The organism is Mesorhizobium sp. LNJC391B00 (assembly GCF_000502535.1).
In the GTDB taxonomy this organism is placed as follows: Bacteria; Pseudomonadota; Alphaproteobacteria; order Rhizobiales; family Rhizobiaceae; genus Mesorhizobium.
In genome coordinates this window covers 294,845-318,119 of the sequence record NZ_AYWI01000006.1, presented here as the reverse complement: position 1 = coordinate 318,119, position 23,275 = coordinate 294,845, and the positions used below count along the sequence as shown (strand labels likewise).

Annotated in this window: 33 protein-coding genes and 1 pseudogene; 25 read left to right on the top strand and 9 right to left on the bottom strand. The window is 61.0% G+C overall.

Going from position 1 to position 23,275, the window contains the following annotated elements; translation table 11 throughout:
* From X750_RS148150 to msrA, 18 genes are all read left to right on the top strand, one after another.
* Positions 1–531, top strand: coding sequence for a hypothetical protein (locus tag X750_RS148150; RefSeq protein WP_023747773.1), 531 nt, complete (start codon positions 1–3; stop codon positions 529–531).
* Positions 532–2,850 (top strand): hypothetical protein, encoded by a 2,319-nt coding sequence (locus tag X750_RS1000000166445; protein WP_023747772.1) that lies wholly within the window; start codon positions 532–534, stop codon positions 2,848–2,850.
* Between the two features lie 2 nt (positions 2,851–2,852).
* A complete protein-coding gene (locus tag X750_RS148155; protein WP_023735867.1) occupies positions 2,853–3,248 on the top strand; it encodes an SMI1/KNR4 family protein in 396 nt (131 codons plus the stop codon).
* Complete coding sequence (locus tag X750_RS148160) at positions 3,245–3,451, top strand: hypothetical protein (protein WP_023734799.1); 207 nt, start codon at positions 3,245–3,247, stop codon at positions 3,449–3,451. The genes X750_RS148155 and X750_RS148160 overlap by 4 nt, the downstream gene beginning before the upstream one ends.
* A gap of 452 nt (positions 3,452–3,903) precedes the next feature.
* Positions 3,904–4,200, top strand: a complete 297-nt coding sequence (locus tag X750_RS1000000165845; protein ID WP_156932410.1) for a hypothetical protein — start codon at positions 3,904–3,906, stop codon at positions 4,198–4,200.
* A 330-nt stretch (positions 4,201–4,530) separates the two neighbouring features.
* A complete protein-coding gene (locus X750_RS0132990; protein ID WP_023751136.1) occupies positions 4,531–4,833 on the top strand; it encodes a hypothetical protein in 303 nt (100 codons plus the stop codon).
* The gene (locus X750_RS1000000165840) at positions 4,824–4,976 is read left to right on the top strand and encodes a hypothetical protein (protein WP_023734801.1); all 153 of its coding nucleotides are present in this window, start codon (positions 4,824–4,826) and stop codon (positions 4,974–4,976) included. Before X750_RS0132990 ends, X750_RS1000000165840 begins: the two co-directional genes overlap by 10 nt.
* 143 nt (positions 4,977–5,119) lie before the next feature.
* Positions 5,120–7,081, top strand: a complete 1,962-nt coding sequence (locus tag X750_RS1000000163740; protein ID WP_156932409.1) for a pyocin knob domain-containing protein — start codon at positions 5,120–5,122, stop codon at positions 7,079–7,081.
* 309 nt (positions 7,082–7,390) lie between these two features.
* Entirely contained in the window at positions 7,391–8,167 is a 777-nt protein-coding gene (locus tag X750_RS1000000167600; RefSeq protein WP_023747768.1) for an IS256 family transposase, read from the top strand.
* Positions 8,164–8,790: an IS256 family transposase gene (locus tag X750_RS1000000167595; protein ID WP_023747767.1), complete on the top strand. Its 627-nt coding sequence runs from the start codon at positions 8,164–8,166 to the stop codon at positions 8,788–8,790. The genes X750_RS1000000167600 and X750_RS1000000167595 overlap by 4 nt, the downstream gene beginning before the upstream one ends.
* Positions 8,771–8,902, top strand: a complete 132-nt coding sequence (locus tag X750_RS1000000167395) for a hypothetical protein (protein ID WP_280790706.1) — start codon at positions 8,771–8,773, stop codon at positions 8,900–8,902. Before X750_RS1000000167595 ends, X750_RS1000000167395 begins: the two co-directional genes overlap by 20 nt.
* 94 nt (positions 8,903–8,996) lie before the next feature.
* A complete protein-coding gene (locus X750_RS1000000167390; protein ID WP_023705676.1) occupies positions 8,997–9,131 on the top strand; it encodes a hypothetical protein in 135 nt (44 codons plus the stop codon).
* A 23-nt stretch (positions 9,132–9,154) separates the two neighbouring features.
* Positions 9,155–9,847 carry a glycosyl hydrolase 108 family protein gene (locus tag X750_RS148175; RefSeq protein WP_023747766.1) on the top strand — a complete coding sequence of 231 codons (693 nt, stop codon included), beginning with the start codon at positions 9,155–9,157 and terminating at the stop codon, positions 9,845–9,847.
* On the top strand, positions 9,844–10,047 hold the full coding sequence (locus X750_RS148180; protein ID WP_023705678.1) for a hypothetical protein: 204 nt from the start codon (positions 9,844–9,846) through the stop codon (positions 10,045–10,047). Before X750_RS148175 ends, X750_RS148180 begins: the two co-directional genes overlap by 4 nt.
* Before the next feature lie 96 nt (positions 10,048–10,143).
* Positions 10,144–10,383, top strand: coding sequence for a hypothetical protein (locus X750_RS148185; RefSeq protein ID WP_023705680.1), 240 nt, complete (start codon positions 10,144–10,146; stop codon positions 10,381–10,383).
* Positions 10,368–10,559 (top strand): hypothetical protein, encoded by a 192-nt coding sequence (locus tag X750_RS148190; RefSeq protein ID WP_023671459.1) that lies wholly within the window; start codon positions 10,368–10,370, stop codon positions 10,557–10,559. Before X750_RS148185 ends, X750_RS148190 begins: the two co-directional genes overlap by 16 nt.
* 3 nt (positions 10,560–10,562) lie before the next feature.
* Positions 10,563–10,886 carry a hypothetical protein gene (locus tag X750_RS148195; protein ID WP_023689880.1) on the top strand — a complete coding sequence of 108 codons (324 nt, stop codon included), beginning with the start codon at positions 10,563–10,565 and terminating at the stop codon, positions 10,884–10,886.
* 68 nt (positions 10,887–10,954) lie between these two features.
* Positions 10,955–11,473 carry a peptide-methionine (S)-S-oxide reductase MsrA gene (gene msrA / locus X750_RS148200; RefSeq protein WP_023671461.1) on the top strand — a complete coding sequence of 173 codons (519 nt, stop codon included), beginning with the start codon at positions 10,955–10,957 and terminating at the stop codon, positions 11,471–11,473.
* Positions 11,474–11,492: 19 nt separating this feature from the next.
* Here the strand turns inward: msrA and X750_RS01000000163080 are convergent, their stop codons facing one another.
* On the bottom strand, positions 11,493–12,191 hold the full coding sequence (locus X750_RS01000000163080; protein WP_023708544.1) for a glycosyltransferase family 25 protein: 699 nt from the start codon (positions 12,189–12,191) through the stop codon (positions 11,493–11,495).
* A 629-nt stretch (positions 12,192–12,820) separates the two neighbouring features.
* Between X750_RS01000000163080 and X750_RS148205 the strand changes: the two genes are divergently transcribed.
* Positions 12,821–13,762 carry a glycosyltransferase gene (locus tag X750_RS148205; protein WP_023808296.1) on the top strand — a complete coding sequence of 314 codons (942 nt, stop codon included), beginning with the start codon at positions 12,821–12,823 and terminating at the stop codon, positions 13,760–13,762.
* Complete coding sequence (waaF, locus tag X750_RS148210; RefSeq protein ID WP_023743960.1) at positions 13,759–14,781, top strand: lipopolysaccharide heptosyltransferase II; 1,023 nt, start codon at positions 13,759–13,761, stop codon at positions 14,779–14,781. The genes X750_RS148205 and waaF overlap by 4 nt, the downstream gene beginning before the upstream one ends.
* Positions 14,782–14,864: 83 nt before the next feature.
* On the opposite strand, the gene X750_RS148215 is transcribed toward waaF, so the two are convergent.
* From X750_RS148215 to X750_RS1000000164650, 4 genes are all read right to left on the bottom strand, one after another.
* Positions 14,865–15,059, bottom strand: coding sequence for a hypothetical protein (locus X750_RS148215; protein ID WP_023705682.1), 195 nt, complete (start codon positions 15,057–15,059; stop codon positions 14,865–14,867).
* A gap of 571 nt (positions 15,060–15,630) precedes the next feature.
* Complete coding sequence (locus X750_RS148220) at positions 15,631–16,101, bottom strand: GFA family protein (protein ID WP_023705683.1); 471 nt, start codon at positions 16,099–16,101, stop codon at positions 15,631–15,633.
* 161 nt (positions 16,102–16,262) lie between these two features.
* Entirely contained in the window at positions 16,263–16,556 is a 294-nt protein-coding gene (locus X750_RS148225; RefSeq protein WP_050587713.1) for a hypothetical protein, read from the bottom strand.
* A 13-nt stretch (positions 16,557–16,569) separates the two neighbouring features.
* Positions 16,570–16,737, bottom strand: coding sequence for a Thivi_2564 family membrane protein (locus X750_RS1000000164650; protein WP_023705685.1), 168 nt, complete (start codon positions 16,735–16,737; stop codon positions 16,570–16,572).
* Positions 16,738–17,412: 675 nt separating this feature from the next.
* On the opposite strand from X750_RS1000000164650, the pseudogene X750_RS1000000167590 reads away from it, so the two are divergent.
* Together X750_RS1000000167590 and X750_RS1000000167025 are read left to right on the top strand one after the other, a co-directional pair.
* Positions 17,413–17,481: pseudogene (locus tag X750_RS1000000167590) on the top strand (hypothetical protein); the annotation flags it as partial.
* A gap of 60 nt (positions 17,482–17,541) precedes the next feature.
* Positions 17,542–17,919, top strand: coding sequence for a sensor histidine kinase (locus X750_RS1000000167025; RefSeq protein ID WP_245261169.1), 378 nt, complete (start codon positions 17,542–17,544; stop codon positions 17,917–17,919).
* Here the strand turns inward: X750_RS1000000167025 and X750_RS148235 are convergent.
* Complete coding sequence (locus X750_RS148235) at positions 17,916–18,242, bottom strand: hypothetical protein (protein WP_023705687.1); 327 nt, start codon at positions 18,240–18,242, stop codon at positions 17,916–17,918. The genes X750_RS1000000167025 and X750_RS148235 overlap by 4 nt on opposite strands.
* 274 nt (positions 18,243–18,516) lie before the next feature.
* Between X750_RS148235 and X750_RS148240 the strand changes: the two genes are divergently transcribed.
* Positions 18,517–18,753 carry a hypothetical protein gene (locus X750_RS148240; protein WP_023671471.1) on the top strand — a complete coding sequence of 79 codons (237 nt, stop codon included), beginning with the start codon at positions 18,517–18,519 and terminating at the stop codon, positions 18,751–18,753.
* A 764-nt stretch (positions 18,754–19,517) separates the two neighbouring features.
* A complete protein-coding gene (locus X750_RS148245; RefSeq protein WP_023709703.1) occupies positions 19,518–20,744 on the top strand; it encodes an anion transporter in 1,227 nt (408 codons plus the stop codon).
* 97 nt (positions 20,745–20,841) lie between these two features.
* Here the strand turns inward: X750_RS148245 and X750_RS148250 are convergent, their stop codons facing one another.
* The gene (locus X750_RS148250; RefSeq protein ID WP_023705688.1) at positions 20,842–21,432 is read right to left on the bottom strand and encodes a TetR/AcrR family transcriptional regulator; all 591 of its coding nucleotides are present in this window, start codon (positions 21,430–21,432) and stop codon (positions 20,842–20,844) included.
* Between the two features lie 81 nt (positions 21,433–21,513).
* Between X750_RS148250 and X750_RS148255 the strand changes: the two genes are divergently transcribed.
* Entirely contained in the window at positions 21,514–22,398 is an 885-nt protein-coding gene (locus X750_RS148255; RefSeq protein ID WP_023705689.1) for a crotonase/enoyl-CoA hydratase family protein, read from the top strand.
* Here the strand turns inward: X750_RS148255 and X750_RS148260 are convergent.
* The gene (locus X750_RS148260) at positions 22,374–22,685 is read right to left on the bottom strand and encodes a cupredoxin domain-containing protein (protein WP_023705690.1); all 312 of its coding nucleotides are present in this window, start codon (positions 22,683–22,685) and stop codon (positions 22,374–22,376) included. The two genes, X750_RS148255 and X750_RS148260, sit on opposite strands and share 25 nt — an antisense overlap.
* A 10-nt stretch (positions 22,686–22,695) precedes the next feature.
* Positions 22,696–23,220, bottom strand: coding sequence for a DUF4142 domain-containing protein (locus X750_RS148265; RefSeq protein WP_023705691.1), 525 nt, complete (start codon positions 23,218–23,220; stop codon positions 22,696–22,698).
* Between the last annotated feature and the right edge of the window lie 55 nt (positions 23,221–23,275).

Below are 23,275 nucleotides of genomic sequence, written 5' to 3'. Positions count from 1 at the left end.
ATGTGCACACTTGCCCTTCTCGGCACCGTTCTTTCAGTCGGCGGCGCGCTGGCCGAGGGCCAGCAGTCGAAGCAGATGGCCGACTATCAGGCCAAGGCCTATGAGCAGCAGGCGCAGGCGGATGCTCAAGCCGCCGCCTTCGAGCAAGGCCAGGAGCGCCACAAGCAGGACCTGCTGCAGGCGCAGGCGCGCGCCCAGGCCGGCGCGTCCGGCGTCGGCATAGCCGGCTCGCCGACCGAGGTGCTGGCGGCGAATGCCAGGCAGGGCCAGGCGGATCTCGGCGCGCTGCTGTACGGCTCGAAGCTGCGCCAGAACAATCTCAACAGCCAAGCCGCCATCTCGCGCTTCCAGGGCAAGCAGGCGGTGACGGCGTCAATCTTCAACGCCGGCAGCGCGCTCGTTGGCGGCCTCTCCAAAATCTACGACCCGACGAAAGCGGCAGCGTCAAGCGCTGCGGCCGCCGCTGTGCCGGGCCGCTCCGTGATCTTCGGCAGTGCGGCCCTCAGGGCTCCGTGGGCGGGGAACACGTAGATGGTACACATCATCCCCCTTTCCGTCGGCCAGCGCCGGCTCGATACCGGCAACGCCGTGCAATATCCCCAGGGGTCGCCGATCGGCGGCGCCATGCAAGGTTTCGGCGACCACCTTTCCGCTCTTGCCGAACGCTACCAGCAGATGAAGGACCAGCAGGACGCGTTCGACGCCGAGCTGGCGCGTCGCGGCTTCGACGCGCGGATCGCGCAGGCCGAAGATGAAGTGGCGGCGAACGCGCCGGCGGATGGCGCAGGCATGCATGAAGCCATGTATGGCGAGGTCGACCTGCGCGCCGGCCGGGTGGTGAAACCAGGCCTGTACGATACGCTGTTCGACGATGCGAAACGGACGATGCCCGAAAGCCAGCGCGCCGCTTTCGCAGGCCAGAAGGAAAACAAGCGCGTCGTTGGCGCATACCGCATGGCGCTGCGGCAAAAGACCAAACGCGACGACTACGAGAAGGCCACCGTCGACACGACGCTGACGACCAATGCCATCGCCATCGCAAAAGGCGACCCGAACGACACCGCGACCTTCGAGGCGATCCGGCAGAGCGGGCTCGACCTGATCGCCAAGATCGGCAACCCGCTTGCCAGGCAAGCGGCGGAAGCCGCCTGGCGCACCAACTCGGCCAAGGCGCTGGTTCAGGCGATGATCGCCACGGACCCGAAGCGCGCTGCTGAAATGTTGGGCGGCGCAGCGGCCGCCGGCGGCGAGACCGCTGGCGATAGCGCGCAGGCTGCGGGCAACTCCTTTGTGGACGGCCCAAGGATGGCGCCCGGGAAAGAAGACCGTGTCGGCACGCAGACGCCGGATGACCGCATCGCGCAGGCGTTCAGGGACGATCTTCCGCAGGAGGAACAGGATGCGCTGGCCTTAAAGGCAAAGGTCGCAAAATTCAGTCAGGACATCCAGACGCGCGTCGAGATCGGTCGCGCCGAGAGGGAAGCGCCGGACGAGATAGCACGCACGGGCGCCTACTCCGGCCCAATGCCGGGCAAGGACGCCTACAGGACCATCTATGGCCTCGATGAGGGCGACAGGCGCCGGCAGGGTCTCGAATGGCGTACCAATGTCGGCAAGAAGATTTTCGACATGGCGACCATGTCGAACCAGGAGATCAATGCCGCCGTTGTCAGTGCCGAGCCGGGGCCGAACGCTTCACCGGCGGATCAGGCGGGCCACGATTCAACCGCTGCCGCGGCAAATCTGGTCCTGGAAAGGAGGCGAGTCTATCCAGGTGACTATGTCGATGGATTGTCTTCAGAAATCTCGGAGGGTTGGAAAGCCGTATTTGGCACTGGGCCCTCTGATTCAGAGGCTTTCGACCAAGATACTTACGACAAAACACTAGCCTTGTCTGTCGCCCAGCAAAATGCATTGGGCATCGCTGATGAAAATCTCCAACCCGTGCCGTTCTCTTTTCTCCTCAAGCTTGCCGAGCAGCGCGACAGCGGAAGCATGTACTTCATGGACAACTACGCGAAGGCGAGCGAGTTGTTCGCGCGCACGAAGGGTCCTGTCGCACGAGCAGCTTTGGTTCGGGAATTGGATGAGGCCGGCCTGGGCGGGATTCTTCCTGGCGGCAAGCCTGGCCTTTCGGCGATCGAGGTATTTCGATCGGAGGCCAGAGGCCTTGGCAAGGCAGGTGCGAATGCGGGGATATTCGCAGGCAAATTGATGAAGGGGATTGGCTACGGGGCTTCCCTTGGAACAAGCGATCCTCCCGATTTCAGCCAAGGCTACTTCGAGCCTTCGAACAATGCCGAGAAGGTGATGATGCGTCAGGGAAATGACGCATTGAGCTGGGCGATACCTGGGCCGGGCATTGGGCGAGCTGCTGTTGCCGCGAAAGGGATACCTCGCACACTTGAGCCGTTGAGTGCCATGGCGTCGGGGCGCGCCGAAGGTCTCATCGCCAAAGAGCTTCCCGGTGAGTTGTCTAAGGAAGGCGCGGGACTCGTCGAAGGTGGCAGCGGACACCCGGCCGTCGCTCTCGATCTCCCCTCGGGCAGTTTCTCAATGTCAGATTGGGCAGATTATCCGATAGCGGTTGTGCCCAAGCCAGATGGATTATTCATACGGCTAGAAGGTACACAGCAAAAAGCTGCTAGAAAAGCGGCTGATCAGGCCAATCGCATTATCCGCCAAGAGCGAGGCCTTGTCGGCCAGCCCGTGGATGTGCATGAAATTAAGCCAGTGAAGTTTGGCGGGAGTCCGACCGATCCGTCCAACAAGGTCATTCTGCCCCGAGAAGTTCATCAGCAGCAGGTTACGCCCTGGTGGAACAAATTACTAAAAGACATTGGAGAATAGCAGTGGGATATGCACTAACTAAGGGACGTTTCGACCCACCGGCTCAAGCTGCAGTTGTCGATGGCCTGCCCGCAAGCCTGGGAGTGACGTTGCCGAAGGATTACGCCAATTTCCTTAGGGAGCATAATGGAGGTGAAGGCTTCATCGGCGACAGCTATATAATTTTTTTCAAGGCTGAAGAGTTGGTAGACTTCAATCGAGAATATGAGGTTGAGAAATACGCACCAGGCATCCTCTTGTTTGCGTCGAATGGAGGAGGGGAAGCCTATGGCTTCGACACCCACGATGTGGAAATGCCGATCGTGCGCATCCCATTCATATTTATGGAACGGCAATCCGCCGAGACGATAGCGCGTGACCTCGCCGGTCTATTTGCTGCGTTGGAGGACTTGAAATGAGCGTCCAAGGTACAGATTCGCGTTCCAAAGGCATGGAATTGTTCGAGATCAAACCGGTAGCGGTTGGCGGCGATCCAGTTAGCATGGAGAACAAGATCTGGTTGACCAGGCAAGAGCATTTTCAAGTGGTGCGCTTTTGGAATCGAACTATCGAAGTTCAGCGTAAGGCGGCACTGGAAAAGGCGGGACGAAACGGGGAATAGAGTGCAAGGAGCACGAGCCATGACCAGCGTCGGACGATCATTTGCAAATCCACCGAACCGCCGGCGCAAGCAACTCGTCCCTAGATCCCAACATAATAATGGTACCATCTTCCAGGAGGTTTTGCATCCGAATCGTGGCGGAGGGTTTCTCTTTGGGGCAAGTAGGCAGGCTGATAGACATAGTTGCAAGGCTGTCGGAGTTTGACGAGTACGACACGATTTATGCGTCGGAGCCTTGGACCGAGGATTCCGATGCGATGGTTGCTACCGGGCTGGACACGGAAGATCGCCACCGGAGGCCGTCGAAGCCGGTTTGGAATATTTTCTTGAGATACATATCTGTCGAGAAGTCATCGAGGGTTGGCTTGCCTCAATAAAAGAAAAACCTAGCCTAGCGGGGGTTTGTCAAAGGCTTATCGAATACGCCATCAATGACGCATAGGAGAGATAGAGTGGAACATAACCCGCGCTATGACGGAAAGCCGCTGCTTAAACTATTGGAATTTTATGTTTTGTGGGTAATTGGTGAGCTGCCCGAAGAGGTGGATAAATCCTTGAAGGCGATAGCTCCCAAACTGCACACTCTCTATGGCGGCGATGGACAGTGGCAGGGCGCAATTGCCGCATCTGTTCATTTTTCCGAGGAATATCGCGGAAATCCGGGGTCTATGGGCGAGGAACCTCGAAATCGCTCGCGACAACGACGTAACGCTTTCGCCTCAGAAATTTGCCGAGATGTTCGTAGATGAAAATTTCGAGAATGATGGATTACGGTGACAGCGTATTTCTAGAGGTCCGCACCAGTGCGAGGTAGAGCGAAAGCTCTAAAGCTGACAAATTGAAAAGAGTGCACTGTCACCGTAATTCCGAAGCATTGAGACGCATAATTCAGCTGGACAGCCTGATCGTGGGCGTTCGAGGAACTGCCGGGTTATACTTGTCCAGCGGACAAAGTGGCTCCAGTATGGACGGACCCGTTGAGAAGAACAGCAATGTCTATTAGATTCGCTGCGCTGGCGCCCACTTACATCTGAAGGGCTGGCCAGCGGTCACCTTGAAAATCGCATGGGACGGCGGCCGTGGCTCGCCGCAATGAACATGGGCAGGAAGATACTTCTCGGTGGAACGTTTCCTATGACGACGACATCGAACTGAACAAGCGGCGGCAACACCCGACCATAGCCTGGTTGTGGCGGCTGGAGACATGTGATCCTTCGGAAAGGCCAGAGCTACTGGCCAAATACGAAGAATGGAATCAACTCCACGAAGAGAAAAAGCGGAATGCCAAGGGTTGGGAACACCGCAGCTTTTACCCCTTGCTGGACTTTGATGACATCGGTCGCACAGTCATGCAGAGGGCGACGCCGAGGCAATGGCGCTGAGGATCGAGCTTGGGCTGCCGGCTGAACCGGAGAAAGTGCCGACCGAAGAAGAGCGTATTCTGGCCGAGGCCGGGGATGGCTATGTGACGCCTGCGCAGCGCAAGCGGCTGCGCTACCTGCGCAAGCACCCTGAGGAGGGGTGATGCGCCGCGTCTAACTCTTCGGCCTTCATCACAGCGCTGATCGTCGCGCACCAAATTGGAACTTCTTTCAAGCCTCGCTATCGCGGGGCTTTTTTCATGGAGCAAGCCTTATGGCCCGACCTGCAACTGCCGCCGTTCGCCTGTTGACCGGCGAACGCGAACCCGTGCGCCTGGCGACGACGGGCAACATCACCCTTTACGGCCTGCAGACCATCGACGGCGTGCCGGCCGAGGTCGGCGACCGCGTGCTGGTCAAGAACCAGACCGATGCCCGCGACAACGGCATTTATACCGCCAGCGAAGGCCAATGGTTCCGTGCCGCCGATGCCCGCACCAGCCGCACCATGCAGAAGGGCACGACGGTGCATGTTCAGCAGGGCGCGGTCTCGGCCGACTTCGTCTATGTTTTCGAAACGCTCGATCCGGTGATCGGCACCGACGCGGTCACGATCGCCTTTTACCTGTCGGAGGACACGCTGGGCGATGCGGTGGGCGCGGCCAGCGCTGCTGCCGCCAGTGCCGCTGCGGCGCTCACCTCGAAGAACGCTGCCGCCACCAGCGCCACCAATGCCGGCACCTCGGCCGGCGCCGCCGCAGGTTCGGCCACGGCCGCCGCCGGTTCCGCCACAACAGCCGCGACCAGCGCCACCAACGCAGGCAATTCGGCAACGGCGGCTTCCGGCTCGGCATCGGGCGCGGCGACCAGCGCCACCAACGCGGGCAACTCGGCTACAGTTGCAGCCGGATCGGCGAGCGCTGCCTCGGGCTCCGCAACCGCGGCTTCCACCTCAGCCACCAATGCCGCGACTTCCGCTTCCAATGCGGCGGCCAGCGCTGCGGCGGCATCAACCTCGGTGGCGGCGCTCGGCTACACCTTTTCCACGACCACAGCCGACGCCGATCCGGGCAATGGCACCTTGCGGCTGAACAATGCGAGCGCCGCCTCGGTGACCGCGGCCTATATCGACAATCTCGATGCCGGCGGCTCCACGGTGAGTGGCATCCTCGATGGCTTTGACGACAGCACGAACCCCATCAAGGGCCAGTTGACCCTGCGCTCGAAAGCCTCCACCGCTATCTCCTATGTCTACAACGTAAGTGGCGCGGTGGTGGACGGCGGCGGCTACCGCAAGCTGACGCTCGCCTATGTCAGTGGCGCCGGCACTTTGCCGACGACGGCCAACGGCATCTGGCTGATGTTCGACCGGGCCGGCGACAGAGGCGCCGACGGGACGGGAGTAGGAGATTTTTTGGGGCCTGCGTCTTCGGCAACCGACAATATTGTCACTTTCGCGGGCACGACGGGCAAGGTGGGGAAGGATAGTGGGATCGCGGTGTCCAGCCTGGCGCCGAAGGCCAGCCCGACATTTACCGGAACGCCAACGGGGCCGACCGCAGCGCCTGGAACGAATACCACGCAATTGGCTACAACGGGGTTCGTCAAGGCTGGGTTTGATCTGAAACTTGATAGCCGACCCAACCTTGGTGTCGTCGCGCAGACGATCACCGATTGGAACAACGCCCTGGACAATGGCTGGTATGTGGCCTCGGCGGCGGCTAATGCGCCAGACGGCGTAAACTGGTTCCTGGGGTTTGTGGAAGCGCACGGAAGCACTGGCTACCGGACGCAGACGGTGCATGATTTCGTCAACGACACTACGGCGGCAGACCAAAAGCTATGGCGGCGCAGGCAGGCTGGCGGTGCCTGGGGAGGATGGATCAAGCTGCAATGGTCGCAGGCCGAACAGGATGCACGCTATGTCCAGTCGTCCGCGGCGTTGCTTCAGAAGTGTTATGAAAGCCCGCAACAGACCATCACGAATGCCGGATCACTGACGCTAGCGCATGGACTCGGCGTCAAGCCAAAAAACTACTTTGCCGTGCTGCAATGCACTACGGCAGATGCCGGGTATTCCATTGGAGACGAAGTACTGGCTAATCCGGGCGGCGGTACAGGCAACAAAGGTCTATCGCTGGTCCCGGACGCCACCAACATCAATGTGCGGTTTTCGTCCACCGCTGTTGATATCACCGCCAAAGGCACCGGCGCAGGCACCACAATTACCAACAGTAGCTGGAGGCTCGTCGTGAGAGCGTGGGCCTAATTATTAGCGGCTTCTCTCCTGGCCTGCAGCAGATCCTGCTGAGCGCAGTATTTCTCGTAAGGCGACCCCGTATACCGCGAAATGTATATGTCTACGCTTACCGATACGGGCAAACAGCCAAAAAGAAGCCGCCTGTCGATAGCAGCCATCCGGCACCGCAACATAGGCGCCAAGAGCGACAAGGGTCGTGTCCCATCAGGTGGTGTAGCTCGGCGGTAGCGAAGTCGCTCACGAGCGCGCCGTTAGTAGCGCTGTAGCGAGCGAGCGGCGTGTGGGTGGTCATCGGCGCTTTCCGGTAGGGTTTGGTTGTTGGAGAAGTCCCCGGATGCCGATCTGCTGCGGGAGATGATCGGCTTTGCCGCCGAGCGACTGATGCAAATGGAGGTGGGCGCGGCCACCGGCGCCAGCTATGGCGAGAAGAACCCGCTGCGGCTCGCCCAGCGCAATGGCTACCGCGACCGGGACTGGGATNCCGGCGCCAGCTATGGCGAGAAGAACCCGCTGCGGCTCGCCCAGCGCAATGGCTACCGCGACCGGGACTGGGATACGCGGGCCGGCACGGTCGAGCTGCGCATCCCGAAGCTCAGGAAGGGTAGCTACTTCCCAGGTTTCCTCGAACCGCGCCGCATGGCCGAGAAGGCGCTAACCGCCGTCATCCAGGAAGCTTATGTGCAAGGCATCTCGACCCGGTCGGTTGACGACCTGGTCAAGGCCATGGGTATGAGCGGCATATCCAAGAGCCAAGTCTCGCGGCTGTGCGAGGAGATCGACGGGGAGGTGAAGGCCTTCCTCGATCGGCCGATCGAGGGCGATTGGCCATACCTGTGGATCGACGCCACTTACCTGAAGGTCCGCCGCGGTGGGCGNCGCCGTCGGCGTCAACGCGGACGGCCGGCGCGAGGTACTGGGCATGGAGATTGGCACCTCGGAGGCCGAGCCGATCTGGACAGAGTTCCTGCGCAAGCTGACACGTCGCGGCATGCGCGGCGTCAATCTCGTCGTCTCCGATGCTCACGAAGGCCTCAAGGCGGCCGTCACCAAGGTGCTGCGCGCGCACATGACAGAGGTGCCGCGTCCACTTCATGAGGAACGTGCTGGCCCATGCCGGCAAGAGCGGCCGCAGGGTCGTCTCAGCCTTCATCCCCACCGCTTTCGCCCAGGAAACGCCCGAGGCCGCGTCCGTACAATGGCGCGCCGTCGCCGACCAGATCCGGCCGAAGGTGCCGAAGCTGGCGACAATCATGGACGACGCCGAGCCCGACGTGCTGGCCTACATGACCTTCCCCAAGGAACATCGCGCCAAGCTCCACTCGACGAATCCGATCGAAACTCTCAACGGCGAGATCAAGCGGCGCACCGAGGTCGTCGGTATCTTACCGAACGACGATGCGATCGTGCGCCTCGTCGGCGCAATCCTGCTCGAACAGAACGATGAATGGGCAGTGCAGCGGGCCAGATATATGACTCTGGAAACGATCAGCCAGATGAGCGATGATCCCCTGATCAGCCTTGCCAGCCGTGGCGCGCTGATCAGCCCGGCCCCATGCCGGAGAGCACGGCGACTAATGCCGCCAGCTACACCACGCCGCGGGACACGATCGCGACAAGTGCCGCCAGTCCAATTTGCAGGGACTGATACCGGTACAAAAGCCACATCTAAAAAGCCCTTTCCAATTTTGAGGCGACACCATGACAAAATACTTCGTTGATGGCAATGGCGCCTATCTCGGCGGCTTTGATGGTGAAGACCTCGAGCTTCCTGAAAATGGCATCGAAGTGCCTGAAGCCCCAGAAGATGCGCGTCAAATATGGGATGGCTAGGCTTGGAGTGCTGCCCCGGCAGTCCGCCGCATTGTGCTGAAATTCGTAGTGCAAGCGCATCATCGACGGCGGCAAGACGCCGCAGGCCTATGGCATGTTCACCGGCAACCCGATCTATTTCGCCCGCTGGTTCGCTCCGGACCATCCCTCTCTCTACAGCGACGATCCTGATGCTGTGAACTTGGTCCGAGCGCTCGGGATCGATCCGGCGGTAATCCTCGCCCCCTAACCCACAACCCCAAAAGAGGCAAAATGAACCGCAACTTCGCGCGGGCGCTTGCGCTCGTCCTCAAATCGGAAGGCGGCTGGTCCGACAATCCGGCCGATCCGGGCGGCGCTACCATGAAGGGCGTGACGCTGGCCAATTTCCGCCGCTACGTGAAGGCGGATGCGACGAAGGACGACCTTCGCCATATCACGGATGCTCAGGTGGCGACGGTCTATCGCCGCTTCTATTGGGATGCCGCTGCGGGCGCCGAGCTTCCCGGCGGTGTCGACTATGCCGTCTTCGACTTCGCCGTGAACAGTGGGCCGGGCAGGGCGGCTAAATATCTGCAGGCGGCAGTTGGCACCGCACAGGACGGCAGGATCGGCCCGGCCACGCTCAAAGCTGTCGGCGCCAGGCCACCGGGCGCAGTCATCGACGATCTTTGCGATGCCCGCCTGGCATTCCTGCGGCGGCTGCCGACCTGGCCGGTTTTCGGCAAGGGTTGGAGCGATCGCATCCGGTCGGTCCGTTCCCAGGCGCTGTTGATGTCGGCACTACAGCCCGCTCCGGCACCTTTGCCGGGCTCCCCGACCCAGCCATCAGCGCTCTCGCCGAAGCACGGCAGTGCGATGCCGCCGGTGCCTACCGGCGGGCGCGTCAGCCCCGTCGAACGCCTGCCGTTCTGGCGTGCGCTGCTTCAAATCCTGAAATCGATTTTCGCAAGGAGTTCGACATGATCGCCGTCTTCATCCGCATCGGCTTGCGTTACGGCGCCGGTGTTCTGGTCGCGCGTGGCCTGCTCGGCGCCGACGACGCGGCGGCATTTTCTTCCGACCCCGACACTCAAGCTGGTCTGGAGATCGCCGCCGGTCTCGCCATCGCCTCGGTCACCGAGACCTGGCACTGGCTGGCCCGCAAATCCGGCTGGGAGCACTGACATGGAAGGGTTTCAACAACTGATCATCGCCTATCTCGAAGCCGCGCAACCCTATGCTATCGGCTTTGCCGCCGGGCTTGTCGCCGGGTGGCTGCTGTGAGCGCGCTCCTCGCCGTCCTGCTTGGCAACAAAGTGCTGCTGGGCTTCCTGGCATCGGCCATCGCCGCCCTTTGCTGGGGCGCTCACCAGCGGCTGGCCGGCGCCTGGGCCGAGCGCGGCAAACTGGCGGCCGCTGAGGCCGCGGCGCGCGCGGTCGCTGAGCAGGTGCAGAACGACGTCGGCGCACTGCCGGCGGACGCTGTTCGAAAGGAGCTGAAATCATGGGCAAGGGACTGATGCTTGCGCTGCTTGTGGCGCTTGCCGGGTGCACGACTGCTTCGGGCGGCTTCTGCGCGATTTCGAGCCCGCTGCGCCTGTCGGCCGAAGCCGTCGACGTCCTGTCGGACGCCGAGGCGAGAGCGCTCTTGGCGCACAACCGCAAGGGACAAAAGCTCTGCGGATGGAGGCCTTAGCCGATGCACGACCTCTTCGACATGCTCGGCATCAAGGGGCCGGTCGTCGCCGCCGGGCTAGCTGGCGGCGTGCTGCGAGCACTGTCGCGCCATCGCTACAAGCTGCGCGAGATGATTGCCTCGCCGATCTGCGGGGCGCTGGCGGCTGCGTATCTGACGCTGCCTGCCGTCGCCTGGTTCAGGGCAACCGGCATGCCTATCCCCGATCCGGCCGACGACACTACGACGCTCGCCGCCGCCTTTTTGATCGGCGTCTCGGCCATGTGGATTTCCGACATCGTCTTCGAGGTCATCGTGCGGCGGTTCGGCTCGGCCGGCAACGAGTGATGCACTTGAGATGCTGGAAGAAGCCAGCGACAATGCCTACCTAAGGAGCAATCCAATGGAGGTATGATATGGCGACGTCCACCGAACGTGCAGTCCTTGCCGGCGGCTGTTTCTGGGGCATGCAGGATTTGATCCGGCGCTATCCCGGCGTGATCTCTACCCGCGTCGGCTATAGCGGTGGCGATGTGCCCAACGCCACGTATCGCAACCACGGCAGCCATGCCGAAGCCATCGAGATCGTTTTCGATCCGGCCAGGATTAGCTTTCGCACATTGCTCGAATCCTTTTTCCAGATCCACGATCCGACCACCAGGAACCGCCAGGGCAACGATGTCGGAATGAGCTATCGCTCTGCGATCTTCTACACCAGTGACGAGCAGAAGCGCGTCGCCGAAGACACCATCGCCGATGTCGATGCCTCTGGACTGTGGCCGGGCAAGGTCGTCACCGAGCTTGCGCCGGTGGGCGATTTCTGGGAGGCGGAGCCAGAGCATCAGGACTATCTCGAGAAATACCCCAACGGCTATACCTGCCACTTTGTCAGGCCGGGCTGGAAGCTTCCGGTCCGCGAAAAGGCTGTTTCGTAACGCAGCCGCTATCGTCTGCTTATCTGGCGGTCGAACTATTCTTCCGCTGGATCGGTATGCCGGCCGCCTTGTTGAGGTGGCCGTGCTCGGGCTGCCCATAGATGAACGCGCCGTGGACGGGTTTGCCGTCGACCTCAGAGCCTGAGAACGCGACGGCCTCGATCTTCTTTGTTCCGGTCAGGCTCTGGTTTCGAAGATAGGCGAAGGTTCGCACCGCTTCTCCGACAATTCGATCGAGAAACGGTTTTGGCCGCCTCCCGGGCCGTCGCACGAGGCTTGGAAAGCGCTCTCGTCCCGAAACAAAATGGTGCTGTGCGCAAAGCGCCGGCATGATCTGATAGATTCGGTTGAGCGAGCAGGTCATGAATCCTGGGTGAAAAAGAACGAAGTCGACCTCTCCTCTCAGATGCATGGTCCTGCGCAGCAATCTTTGCGCTGCCGATCTGGAGATGACATAGCCTGCGGCGCCCGCGTGCAGGCCATAAAGTCTGGCAAGCGAAAACCCATCATCGAGAGCGACTTCCTTGCGTCCGACCCTCACTTTGGCAAAATGCGTTTCCAGCTTGATCACATCGGCATCGCGCGGCACCCATCGATCGGAAGCAAGCAGCGAGCCGGCGCCCGCGCCGAAAACGACGTCGTCCTCGAAAACCGCGCCATATTGATCCGCGCCGTTCGCAACGATCTCCCAACACGAGCGGTGGCTCAGGAACAGCAAACCTCAGCAGCGCTTAGCGGGCTTTTGGCGACAGAGCAGCAATCGGGGCAATCGATGGCGGAGACACGCTCAAATGGTACTCCGATCCGGCCGAACTCGGACGCGACATGCGCCAGCCGATCGCGAGAACGATCAAGATTGATCACCAGACACCTCATCAGCGCCCCCTTGTCTGGTGATCAGTGAATATCACGTTCCCGTGATTGCACAAAATTTGCTTACGTGCGGGGCAGTGGGTAGCGGCGTACGGTGCCGCCGGTTGGTTTTGGAGGTTGGGTGGACATTGACGGCGTCCCCCGCGTGGCGCGAGCCTTTACCGTGCGCGCCTAGACGAGTCGCCCTAGAAGCCGAAGAATTGCCGACCGATCATGTATCCGAGCGCGACGACCACAAGGGGAAACAGGGCGGGCGTCAGCCCACCAAGAGCGGAGGTCTTTGGCTGTTGCCTGGAGATGGTCCTGGGTGCATTGCCGAGATTCTTGGTCATCCGGTATAGTAGCAAGCGCTGATTAACGATTCCGTAACCCGATCGAGGCCGCCGCGGCTTTTTGCGTTTCTGGCGCGACCTTGACAATGCCCAGCCCGTGACGCAACTGGGCCGTCTTTGAGAGCATTGTGAGGCAAGGTCAATGCGGGTGACGCTCGTTTTGAAGGGCGTAATACCCTGCCGAGGTTACGGTGGGATTCAGCGTCAGGTCGAATGGCTGGCCACGGAGATGGTTCGTCTCGGACACGAAGTCGTGGTGATCGCTGGCCCTGGCTCCAGCCACCCGCTCTTCGAAGTCCGGCACGCTTCGACCGATGCCGAATGCCGGGCAGCCATTCCGCGGGACACGCAAATCGTCCACACCCATAGTTGGCCCGTCGAGGTGCCATTTCCAACGCTGAATACGCAGCGCGGCTTTATGCCGGACCAGCCCATGCCAGTTGCGAACTGGAGCTTTATCAGCGCCAATCATGCCCGCCAGCATGGGCGCGAGACATTCGTCTACAATGGCTTTCCGGTGGACGCCTATCGTTTGTCGGCTGCAAAGGGCGACCGCCTGCTATTTCTCGCCGGCATTGCACGATCAAGCAAAGGCCTCAACCGCGCCGTCGATCTCGCCAAAAAATTCGATTTCGGTCTCGATATCGCCGGTGGCTCGCGTTGGAAACTGCTGGGCCGAAGTCAGACCCGCCGCGAAGGGTTGTTTTTCAAGAGCCTTGGCAGGCGATACCGTTTCCACGGAATCGTTGACGGCGAGCCGAAGCTTCGCCTTCTCGGCGAAGCGCGAGCCTTCCTCAACCCCATCGCCTGGGAGGAGCCGTTCGGCAACGCACCGGTCGAAGCCATGTTGTGCGGCACTCCGGTGCTGACGACGACGCGAGGCGCATTGCCCGAGACGGTCGATGCCGACAGCGGGCGCTTCTTTGAGACCGATGAAGAATTTGCGGCCGCTTTCGAGGCCGTCGCCGACCTTACGCCTCAGCAATGCCGCGAATCGGCCGCGACGAGATTTCCCATCCAAAAAGCGGCGCGCGGCTATCTGGATCTCTATGCCCGCATCCTTGACGGCGAAGCGCTTCCTTGACGACCGGCGATCCAATCCTCTTCGTCGGCTTCCCCGCGGTCGGCGACTTCGTCCGTTGCCATTCCGCCATCCAGATCATTGCCGCGCGATTTCCTGATCGCCCAATAGATGTCGTCACCTCGCCCGTTGCAGCGCCGCTGGCGCGCCTGATGCCGCATGTCAGGAAGGGCTGGGCGCTTGCCAAGCGTCATCAGCGCCCCGGTTTTGGCGAGCGCAGCCGCCTGGTTGGCGAGTTGCGCAAGGAAAATTACCGTACGGCCTATCTGATGACCAGCAGCACCAAGGCGGCGCTGATGGCGTTCATGGCCGGAATAGAGGAGCGCATCGGCTATCCGCAGGAGTTGCAATTCGGCCTCCTCAATCGCTTCCCCGCCGGCTGGTTGGCCCATCTATGGGCCTTCGGACCCCGCAAGACGCGGCTGTTCGAGGAAGTCTGCTCGATTGCCTCGCTTGGCGAAACGCCGGCTGCGGGCGCAGAGTGGCCGGCGCCCCGGCTTGTGGTCGATCCGGCCGAACTGGACGAATGGCGCCAGCACAAGAAGATCGATGCCGACCGACCGGCACTGGCGCTCTATACTGCCGACATTGAGAATTTCCGCTCATGGCCCGTCGAGCGCTTCATTTCGATCGCCAGAGACCATCATGATCGCGGCTGGGCAATCTGGATTGTAGGCGGACCGCGCGAGCACGCCGGTGCCGCAAAAATCCGCGCCGCCATTCCTGAGGCAATCGACTTCACCTCGACCCCGTCGATTGCTGACGCGATGTGCCAAATCGCTGCGTCGACCATGTTCCTCGGGGTTGATGGCGGGATTTCCCACGCCGCCGCTGCCCTGAACGTCCCATGCGCGCTCATCTACGGGCTGAATCGCCCCTATGTGCATGGGCCCGTAAACAACCATGTTCGCTTTATCGAACCGCCGCTTTCGACGCCCAGCTGGGTCAAGGACACGCGCGGCGTCAGCGAAACTCGGGTGAGGGAGGTTCTGGCTGACCTCTCAGCCGGTATTGCCAACTGACCGGTGGCCTCGCCGGCCCCAAGCGTCTGATCAAACGCTCCGTGGGGGCAACCATCGCCCCGTTTCGGGTTTACCCCTTGGCACTACCCCTTGGCCCTGCGGTTTTCGGGCTCGTGATTGCCGACCCAGTGGGCACGGATACGGTCGCTGGCTTCAAGGTAGGCCATGTCGATGAGGTAGGTCAGAAGCTTCTCGCCGTCGCCTTCGGCTTTCTGCCGAAGCTCCCGCAGTATCCCTTGCGCGAACTGCAGGTTCTCCATTTTGCTCGGCTGGTCCATCGGTGCCCCCCAATGTCTGCGCATGAACTTTGTGCTGACTATGCTTGCATGAAGATTGCCGTGAAGTGGATATTGCACGTGCGGACCGCGATCCTGCGAAGGCGCTGGCTGCATGAAAGCCGCCCCATCCGGATTCAAGATTCGCTACACTATGTGACGGAAAGAAAATAAACAAAGCGTTCTTTTGTACAAGACAGGAAGATTCCTTCAGTTCACACCACGACATACTTGGACAGCATAGTTGACGTAACGATATTGCGTGGTCTTAAGCTCTCGTTTCCAAACAAAACGTAGCATCGTTGCAACCACAAGACGAATTCCAGCTGACCGGGGACGCTCCGTAGTCAATCGCCGGTTACAAACGGCATGGGTCTCAGCCCAGGGCTTTGGCCAATCCATCGTTCCACGGCAGCGCAGGCCGGATGATCTACCGCCCGCCTTGGCTTGACGCCAAGGCGGGCTTTTTTGCGTTTGGCTTCTACCGGGTGAAATGTTGTCGGACCCGGTCCTGTCGGCATCGGGCGGTTTCGAGAATGAATTTCGTGCCTGCCGGCTGTCTGCGCCGCTCGCGCTAGGCCGACTTGCGTTGCGGCAAGCTAGACGGCGTCTCGACACCGTCAGAAATCGGTTCGGCTGTCCGGTTTGTCGGCTCGTCATCGACTCGGTCGTGCTCGAATTGCCGGGCGGCAGGCAAGCGTTGCAACCAGTGCTCACGGCGATTGACCCAGAGTTCATAGCTGGGCTCCAGCCCTTCGGTGGGCACCTCATCGAGGCTGCCAATCGTCACTTCCACCTCATTCTCACGAACCAAAGGGACCCGGCCGCCGCAGGTGGGACAAAAACTTCTGTCGCCGTAGCTGCTGACGATACCCGTCGTTTCGAACGCCTCGAGCGGCCACACTGCAAACGCCGAAAAAGCCGACCCGCTAGCCTTGCGGCAGTCCTTGCAATGGCAAAGGCCAATCCGAAAGGGATCTCCCGTCACCGAAAACTGGATGCCGCCGCACAGGCAGCTGCCGCTCCGCCTTGTATCATTGGGCATGACCGCTCCTCCATCTGGTTGGGCATCACACCGCTACATCTTGCAGCGCCATGCGCACAATCAATTCACCCGCAGCGCAAGGGTTCCATGTCGCCTCGCGCAATGCATCGTCTGAACCCGGGAGCGCCATGGCAACGACCGCCGCAAGGCTGCTGGATATGTCAGTTCGGGAAATCGAACACCGGTTCCCGGCACCAATAGACACGGCACTGGCCATCACGTGTCGGAACGGAGGCAGCGACCGGCACCTCCGGCCAGTCGCACTCGTTGCCGTATTGGCGGACATAGCGATCGTAAGTATTCCGGCCGGTCGTCAACACCGCCGAGTGATGGCTCTGGATCAGGCGCTGCGTCTCCTCGCAGGTCATCGAACGCGTGTCGGGTCGGGCGTAGGCCGTGCTTGTTGCTGCAAACAACGCCGTTCCAATGATCCATGCCATTGTTTGGGATATCATGGCGATCCTTATCCTAAAATGCGGCCAGGTATTTCAACAGCGAAATGATGCCGATAATGATGACAACGATCTGCGCGATCTGCCTCGTGCGGCCATCGAGTGGCAGACGCTGGATGAGATAGAGCACCAGGATGATCACCAGGAAAGTGATCAGAATGCCGATAAGTACCGATGAAGCCATGTCCCTCACTCCGTCTGGCTACGTCTGAGAAGAGTACGCAGCGGCAAACGCTCTGGCCATAGATTGGTTCCTGTCGATGCGAAGCCGCCGGCGCAACGTAAAGGCTGCGAAACAGCGTTCCGCGGCCTTTGAAGCTGGATGCCGATCAGGTCTGTTTGCCGTAATGGTTGTCGTTTGCCATCGGCGACACGGTTTCCAGGCGACTTGTTGCTGGGTCAGGCTGGGCTAACGGGAGAACCGCCCCGGGCTGACGAGGTTCCGACAAAAACGGCCGCATCACGTTCTACAACGAGGCCGCTGCCGACATTTGGGGGCATCGTCCGGTCTTGGCCGAGACCTGTGGTGCGGCTCGTGGAAACTCCGTCACCTCGATGGTCGGCCGATGGCGCATGCTGAGTGCCCGATGGCCGTTTCCATGGTTGAAGGACACGATATCACGTGGGACCAGGCCATTGCAGGCAGAGCGGCCGGACGGCGAACTTATTCCGTTTATAGCCCACCCACGCCTGCTCCGCGACGGATCGGGCGAAATTGTCGGCGCCATCAACAGCTGCTTGATCTGCGCACGCAAACGCAAGCCGACGAAGCCCGCATCCGGTCATCATTTCGATGATCTATGAGACGAGCAAATCGGCGGGCAGTCCGGCGACATTCCTCGAACAGGTGCGATAGCGCATCTCGGCGCTTTCGCAATCACACGATCTCCTGGTCGACGCCGAATGGCGCGGCGCCAGCATCGGCGACCTGCTCAAGGCGCAACTCAAAGCTTTCGCGGCGCAGGACCGTTTGTCGGTGGCCGGGCCTGTGATCACGCTTCGCCCGAATGCCGTGCAGTATCTCGGCATCGCTTTCCACGAACTGGCCACCAATTCCGCAAAGCATAGAGCACTTTCACGTCACGGCGGACGAGTCGAAATCGAATGGGATACGGCGCCGGCAACCGACGGCACCGATACCTTTAGCTTGATCTGGCGTGAATTGGGTGGGCCGAACCTGAGTGGGACGACGCGCCGCGGTTTTGGCTCCGTCGTGCTCAAGCGGGTTGCGCCACAAGCGCTTAGCGGCACCGGACAACTAAAATTTGGGGAACAAGGCGTTGTCTGGACGCTCAAGGCGCCGCTGCGCTCGGTCCAAATCTCTCTCGCGGATTTTTGTCGATTGAAAGAGCGGGTCGCGCCTTAGGACAATCCCAATAGGTGACCGGTTTGGCCGCCTGTGGTGTCGGAATTGCCGATGCCAGGCAGTTCGTGCTTATCGTCGGCAAGCGAAGTCAATCTCCCCGCCTCGACGGAGGTCAGTCCGTCCAACTCCATCACCGCGCCGTAGAGTTGGGCCGTCTGCATCACAAGCCGCTCGACATCTTCAAGGGCGACGTTCTCGTCCAGGTTACGCAATCGTATGTCCTCGGCAACCACCGCAATATTGACCATTCCGCGCGAGCGCAGCGCGCCCAGGACCCGTGAATTGAGATCCTCCCGTAGCCGAGCCGAATATCCGTAGCGCATGGAAACCTTCCTTTCAGGAGCCGGTTGTCCCGTCGTGGTCAAGATGCGCCAACGACCTTCAGATGGCAAGAAGAATATAAAGTATTCTCAAGTAAATCAAGTAGTTAGCAGACTGCGCGGGTTGTGCTATCGGCGTGTCTTCCTCATCGTTGGTCTTGTATGTGAGTCACCCATCAGCCTCTCTTGACGCGCTGCACGGGGACCCCTAGCTATACTGCAATTGAGACACATACTAACTCACCATATTTTTTGGTCTTGACGGTTGGAGGCGCGAATGGCCGAGCTGGAACGACCCGAGCGACTGCAGATCATGCTGACAGCCGAGGAATTGGCTGCCTTGGAAAACTGGCGCTTCGAAAAGCGCATGCCAAGCCGGTCCGCGGCGGTGCGGGAACTGCTGCGGCGCGGCCTGGATGCGGATGGATTCCTGACTGCGGGACAAGGAACTAAGTCTCAGGACTTTGGAATTCTGGGCAGCAGTGTGACTGGCGACGGCCAGTCGGGCGAGTAATTCGACGGCGGTTAGCCAACAATCGCTTTTCTGGAAGTGCCGCTACCAATTTATTGCGGTGGCGGAAACGCAAAGCGGGTCGGCTCTCGGCAGGGTACTGGTCTCAGCAGGGTACTCTTGGCGTATGGTTGCAAAGCCCGCTCCGGTTCGCCGGAGCGGGCTTTTTGCGTTTTCCCGACAGGAAATAGTCGCGATCGCTTCAGACACGCTCAAGGTTCTCTTCGCACTCCATGCACGCGACGCTGTGACCGGGGCAACTGAGCCGGTGTGTTCCTCCGGGGCAGCAATGGCCGTTCGAGCTGGCCCACCGGGCACAGACAAACACCTTGCGGGTTCCGTGGCATTGTGGACATTCCATCGGACGCGCCAGCAGAGCCTCGTTCTCCGAGACACGGCATTCCCTCTCAAGAACCTGGACCATCTGAAACCCCAAGGACGAAATATGCTAAGCTATCCATACCCGGAAAGCCTAAATTAGAATTTAATTACATACGCCACGAGAGCCTTCCGAGGGGAAGTTCGCGGATGGCAATCTCAGGCCACCGGCAGTCCGCCGCGCGTGTCTCATTCCCAATCTCGGCCGTCTCAAGATCAAGCTCCGGTTGCTCCCGGCATCGGTCAACCCGCGATTTTGCCCACCGATTTTCGCATTCGGATCGTTATAGGCTTTCGCTTTGCTGGAGCGGCGTTAAAGCTGCCCGGCAAATGCCCGAGCGGGAACAGTCCGTTCCTGCGTCGGTTCGTTTGGACAAGGATGTCTGCCAATGACATTGATGGGCGCAGCGGCACTTTTGATCCTTGTCCTGACTTATGCCGGCGTCGCAATCGGGCGTATTCCAGGCCTCCGTCTCGACCGGGCAGGGATCGCCTTGCTGGGGGGGGCGGCGATGATCGCCATCGGCGCACTCAGTATGGAAGATGCCTATCGCGCCATCAATTTCGACACCATTACGCTGCTGCTCGGCATGATGATCGTGGTGGCGCATCTGAAGGTGTCCGGCGCCTTCCGGGCGCTTGGCGCCTACGCTATCGAGCATGCGCACGCGCCTTTCGTGCTGCTGGTGATGGTGACGCTGTTGACCGGCGTGTTGTCGGCGTTCCTGGTCAACGACGCCATCTGCCTGGTCATGGCGCCGATCGTCGTCCACGTCACCCGTGTCATCAATCGCAATCCCATTCCCTATCTGATCGCCACCGCCACCGCGTCCAACTGCGGCAGCGTCGCCACCATCACCGGCAACCCGCAGAACATGGTCATCGGCGCGCTGTCGGGAATTTCCTACCCAGCTTTTTCGGCCGCCCTGGCGCCGGTTGCCCTCTTCGGCCTCGTCGCGGTCGTCGTCATCGTGCGCATCGTCTACCGCGCCGAATTCGCCCGCACCGCCGATCTCAACCCGGAAGTCTATCGCGGCCGCATGCTGCCGGGACAGGTGCTGAAGGCGGTGGTTGTCTGCATTGGCCTGGCCATCGCCTTCTTCGCCGGCGTACCGGTTGCCAAGGCAGCGCTCATCGGCGGCGCCATCCTGCTGCTCACCCGCGCCATCAAGCCGGCACGCATTTACCGCGAGATCGACGGCCCGCTGCTGTTCATGTTCGCCGGCCTGTTCATCGTTGTCGCCGGCGCCGAAAAGACGCTGCTGACGCCCGACATCATCGCCTCGGCCAAGAACCTCGGGCTGGACGACGTCTGGCGTCTATCGGGCTTCACCGCGGTGCTCTCCAACATCATGAGCAATGTTCCGGCCGTGCTGGCGCTGCGGCCATTCATACCCGGCCTTGAAAACCCCGGGCGTGCCTGGCTGGTGGTGGCGATGAGCTCGACGCTGGCCGGCAACTTCACCTTGCTTGGCTCGGTCGCCAACCTGATCGTCGCCGAACAGGCGCGGGCGGCCGGCACGCAGCTGTCCTTCTCAGCCTTCTTCAAGGTCGGCCTGCCACTGACGCTGCTCACCCTTGCCGTCGGCACGGCATGGCTGGCGGCTGGATTCTAGAGCAACTCCACGAAAAATGTGAAGCGGTTCTCCGTCCGGAATTGCGTCAAAACAAAGAGATAGCGTGTTTCGCCGTCTCCACTAAACGGTGAACGCTCTAGCGGATAGTCGCCGATCCTGACCTTGCCCGAACCAGCGTTGCAGCGGCCTGTCCGGCGGCCTCGACATAGTCGGGGTTGCGGTGGATCAGCATGATCGAGAACGCGCCGTCCATCAAAAGCACGATTTCGCGCGCCAGGGTCTGCGGCTCGTCGACGCCGTGGCCTGTGAGTTCGCCGGCCAGCCAGGTCTCGAAATTCTGCTTATGCCGCGCCCCCGCTTTAACGGCCGGGTGTCCGGGCATGGAAGCGAGTTCGGCTGCCGTGCGCAGAAAGCCGCAGCCTCTCCATTTCGGGTGCTTCGCCACGCGCGCCAGATTGGTAAAAATCGCCTCGACCTTGCGCTCGACATCGCCTTCGGTCATCTCGAACCAGCCGGCCATCTGCTTGAGGTTCGGCTGGTCGCGACCGTCGAGATAGGCCGCGATCAAATCGTCCTTGCTCTTGAAATGATAGTAGAGCGTGCGCTTGGTCAGCCCGGCTTTTTCCGCCACTGCATCGACGCTGACTCGGCCGATCCCCTCGGCATAGAACAGCTTCGTTGCGGCATCGACAATGCGTTTGCGGGTAGGGCTTGGTGCTTCGCTCATACGCAAGTATACCGACTAGTGAATATACATACAACCGAAAGCCTGATCCTCTCCGTCGACAAACACAGGGAAGGAGAAGACATGACCGAGCTTGTGCTCACCGAGGCCCGCAACGGGATCGCCATCCTCACACTTAATCGGCCGGAAAAGCTCAACGCCTTGAACTATGCGCTGATTGATCGCCTGCTTGCGCTCCTCGATGCCGCCGAGACCGACGATGCCATCCGCGCCGTCATCCTCACTGGAGCAGGAGAGCGCGCCTTCTCCGCCGGCGGCGACATCCATGAATTCTCAGGCAGCGTGGACATCGGCGTCGACGTTGCCCTGCGCGACTTCGTCATGCGCGGACAGCGCCTGACCGCAAGGCTGGAGGCATTCCGCAAGCCCGTCATCGCCGCCGTCAACGGCATCGCCTTCGGCGGCGGCTGCGAGATCACCGAAGCCGTGCCGCTCGCTATCGCCAGCGACCGCGCCTTGTTCGCCAAGCCTGAGATCAACCTTGCAATGCCGCCCGCTTTCGGCGGCACGCAGCGGCTTCCGAGACTGGCAGGGCGCAAGCGGGCGCTCGAGCTGCTGTTGACCGGCGATTGGTTCCCGCCGCCGCGCGCCGTCGAACTCGGCCTCGTCAACCAGGTGGTGCCGCATGAGGAGCTGATGCCCGCCGCAATTGATCTCGCCCGGCGCATGACCAGACATTCTCCTGCAGCAATTGCCTCGATCCTCACAGCAGTGGCGCGGGGCCTGAACCAGAGCATCGCGGAAGGCTTGGCTGTCGAGGCCGAGCAGTTCGCCCGCATGGCTCCGACCGCTGATCTGCGCGAAGGGCTGGATGCCTGGATCGCACGGCGCCAGCCGGGCTGTGACGGCTCGTGGACACACATCACCCGGCCGGATGAAGCCAGGCGAGCCTCAACGCAGCAGGACGGGCTTGCGGACCGGGATCAAGGCGCCGTCACGGCCAGATGACCTTTCATGTTGGGGTGGAAGCGGCAGAAATATTCGACCGCTTCCGCCTTCCGCAGGGGCAGGCTCGCTGTTGTCTTCGGCGGGATCATCACTTCCCAGCCACCCTTGACGGTAGCCGTATGTGCGAACACGTCCTTGTTCACCCACTTGATCGTGTCGCCGACCTTCGCGTCGACGGTGGCCGGCGAAAAGACAAGTTTGTCGATGGTGACCTGGATGGTTTCGGCCTGCACGGGTGAGGTCCCGAAGACCAGCGCCAGTGCAATCCACAGCTGCCGTTTCGACATGGCCTGATCCTTACTTCAGCATACCTGCAACATGCTCGGCGTGCTGTTCATGGCCCTGGAAAATCTTCAGGCCGGTCTCCAGCAGGCTCTTCAACTCGGTATTACTGGCCGATGGGATCAAAAGGGTTTCAAGCGCGCCGTCGACCTGTTTGTGGTAGGCGATCTCGTTGTCGACATAGGCTTTGTCAAAGGCTGCGCCGTCGAGTTTGGCGAGCTTCGCCCGCTCCTCGGCCGCAGCCTTGGTCAGCGCCTGGCTGGTTGCGTTGTCTTCCGGCGTCACCTTCAGCTTCTTTACCAGTTCCAGTGCCTGCGCGTTGACCGCTTCGTGGTCGCGCACCATGTCGTTGGCGAAATCCACGACCTCCTTGGTCTTCGATTTCTTGATCGCCTGCTTGGCGGCTTCCACATCGATGACGCCTGCCGTGTAGGCGATGTGGGCGATCTGCGGGTCCGTCGGCTTGTCGGCGGCTTGCGCGAGCGGGGCAGCGCCAAGCAGCAGCAAGGCAGCGAGGGCGGCGGTGTGTCGGGTAACCATGGCATCTCCTTCGCCCGGACGCAGGATCGCGCCGGGCCGTGTTTTTCAGTTGACG

What these genes read in the sequence shown, in the direction of transcription:
- X750_RS148150 (WP_023747773.1), top strand. Translation starts at nt 1, where the DNA reads ATGTGCACACTTGCCCTTCTCGGCACCGTTCTTTCAGTCGGCGGCGCG.
- msrA (WP_023671461.1), top strand. Translation starts at nt 10,955, where the DNA reads ATGGCGACGTCCACCGAACGTGCAGTCCTTGCCGGCGGCTGTTTCTGG.
- X750_RS148225 (WP_050587713.1), bottom strand. Translation starts at nt 16,556, where the DNA reads ATGATATCCCAAACAATGGCATGGATCATTGGAACGGCGTTGTTTGCA.
- X750_RS148260 (WP_023705690.1), bottom strand. Translation starts at nt 22,685, where the DNA reads ATGTCGAAACGGCAGCTGTGGATTGCACTGGCGCTGGTCTTCGGGACC.
- X750_RS1000000164650 (WP_023705685.1), bottom strand. Translation starts at nt 16,737, where the DNA reads ATGGCTTCATCGGTACTTATCGGCATTCTGATCACTTTCCTGGTGATC.
- X750_RS148205 (WP_023808296.1), top strand. Translation starts at nt 12,821, where the DNA reads ATGCGGGTGACGCTCGTTTTGAAGGGCGTAATACCCTGCCGAGGTTAC.
- X750_RS148215 (WP_023705682.1), bottom strand. Translation starts at nt 15,059, where the DNA reads ATGGACCAGCCGAGCAAAATGGAGAACCTGCAGTTCGCGCAAGGGATA.
- X750_RS148235 (WP_023705687.1), bottom strand. Translation starts at nt 18,242, where the DNA reads ATGCGCTACGGATATTCGGCTCGGCTACGGGAGGATCTCAATTCACGG.
- X750_RS148255 (WP_023705689.1), top strand. Translation starts at nt 21,514, where the DNA reads ATGACCGAGCTTGTGCTCACCGAGGCCCGCAACGGGATCGCCATCCTC.
- X750_RS1000000167395 (WP_280790706.1), top strand. Translation starts at nt 8,771, where the DNA reads ATGACAAAATACTTCGTTGATGGCAATGGCGCCTATCTCGGCGGCTTT.
- X750_RS1000000165840 (WP_023734801.1), top strand. Translation starts at nt 4,824, where the DNA reads ATGGCGCTGAGGATCGAGCTTGGGCTGCCGGCTGAACCGGAGAAAGTG.
- X750_RS148245 (WP_023709703.1), top strand. Translation starts at nt 19,518, where the DNA reads ATGACATTGATGGGCGCAGCGGCACTTTTGATCCTTGTCCTGACTTAT.
- X750_RS148240 (WP_023671471.1), top strand. Translation starts at nt 18,517, where the DNA reads ATGGCCGAGCTGGAACGACCCGAGCGACTGCAGATCATGCTGACAGCC.
- X750_RS148195 (WP_023689880.1), top strand. Translation starts at nt 10,563, where the DNA reads ATGCACGACCTCTTCGACATGCTCGGCATCAAGGGGCCGGTCGTCGCC.
- X750_RS148220 (WP_023705683.1), bottom strand. Translation starts at nt 16,101, where the DNA reads ATGCCCAATGATACAAGGCGGAGCGGCAGCTGCCTGTGCGGCGGCATC.
- X750_RS1000000167595 (WP_023747767.1), top strand. Translation starts at nt 8,164, where the DNA reads ATGAGGAACGTGCTGGCCCATGCCGGCAAGAGCGGCCGCAGGGTCGTC.
- X750_RS148160 (WP_023734799.1), top strand. Translation starts at nt 3,245, where the DNA reads ATGAGCGTCCAAGGTACAGATTCGCGTTCCAAAGGCATGGAATTGTTC.
- X750_RS148250 (WP_023705688.1), bottom strand. Translation starts at nt 21,432, where the DNA reads ATGAGCGAAGCACCAAGCCCTACCCGCAAACGCATTGTCGATGCCGCA.
- X750_RS148190 (WP_023671459.1), top strand. Translation starts at nt 10,368, where the DNA reads ATGGGCAAGGGACTGATGCTTGCGCTGCTTGTGGCGCTTGCCGGGTGC.
- X750_RS148180 (WP_023705678.1), top strand. Translation starts at nt 9,844, where the DNA reads ATGATCGCCGTCTTCATCCGCATCGGCTTGCGTTACGGCGCCGGTGTT.
- X750_RS148175 (WP_023747766.1), top strand. Translation starts at nt 9,155, where the DNA reads ATGAACCGCAACTTCGCGCGGGCGCTTGCGCTCGTCCTCAAATCGGAA.
- X750_RS148265 (WP_023705691.1), bottom strand. Translation starts at nt 23,220, where the DNA reads ATGGTTACCCGACACACCGCCGCCCTCGCTGCCTTGCTGCTGCTTGGC.
- X750_RS1000000166445 (WP_023747772.1), top strand. Translation starts at nt 532, where the DNA reads ATGGTACACATCATCCCCCTTTCCGTCGGCCAGCGCCGGCTCGATACC.
- X750_RS1000000167390 (WP_023705676.1), top strand. Translation starts at nt 8,997, where the DNA reads ATGTTCACCGGCAACCCGATCTATTTCGCCCGCTGGTTCGCTCCGGAC.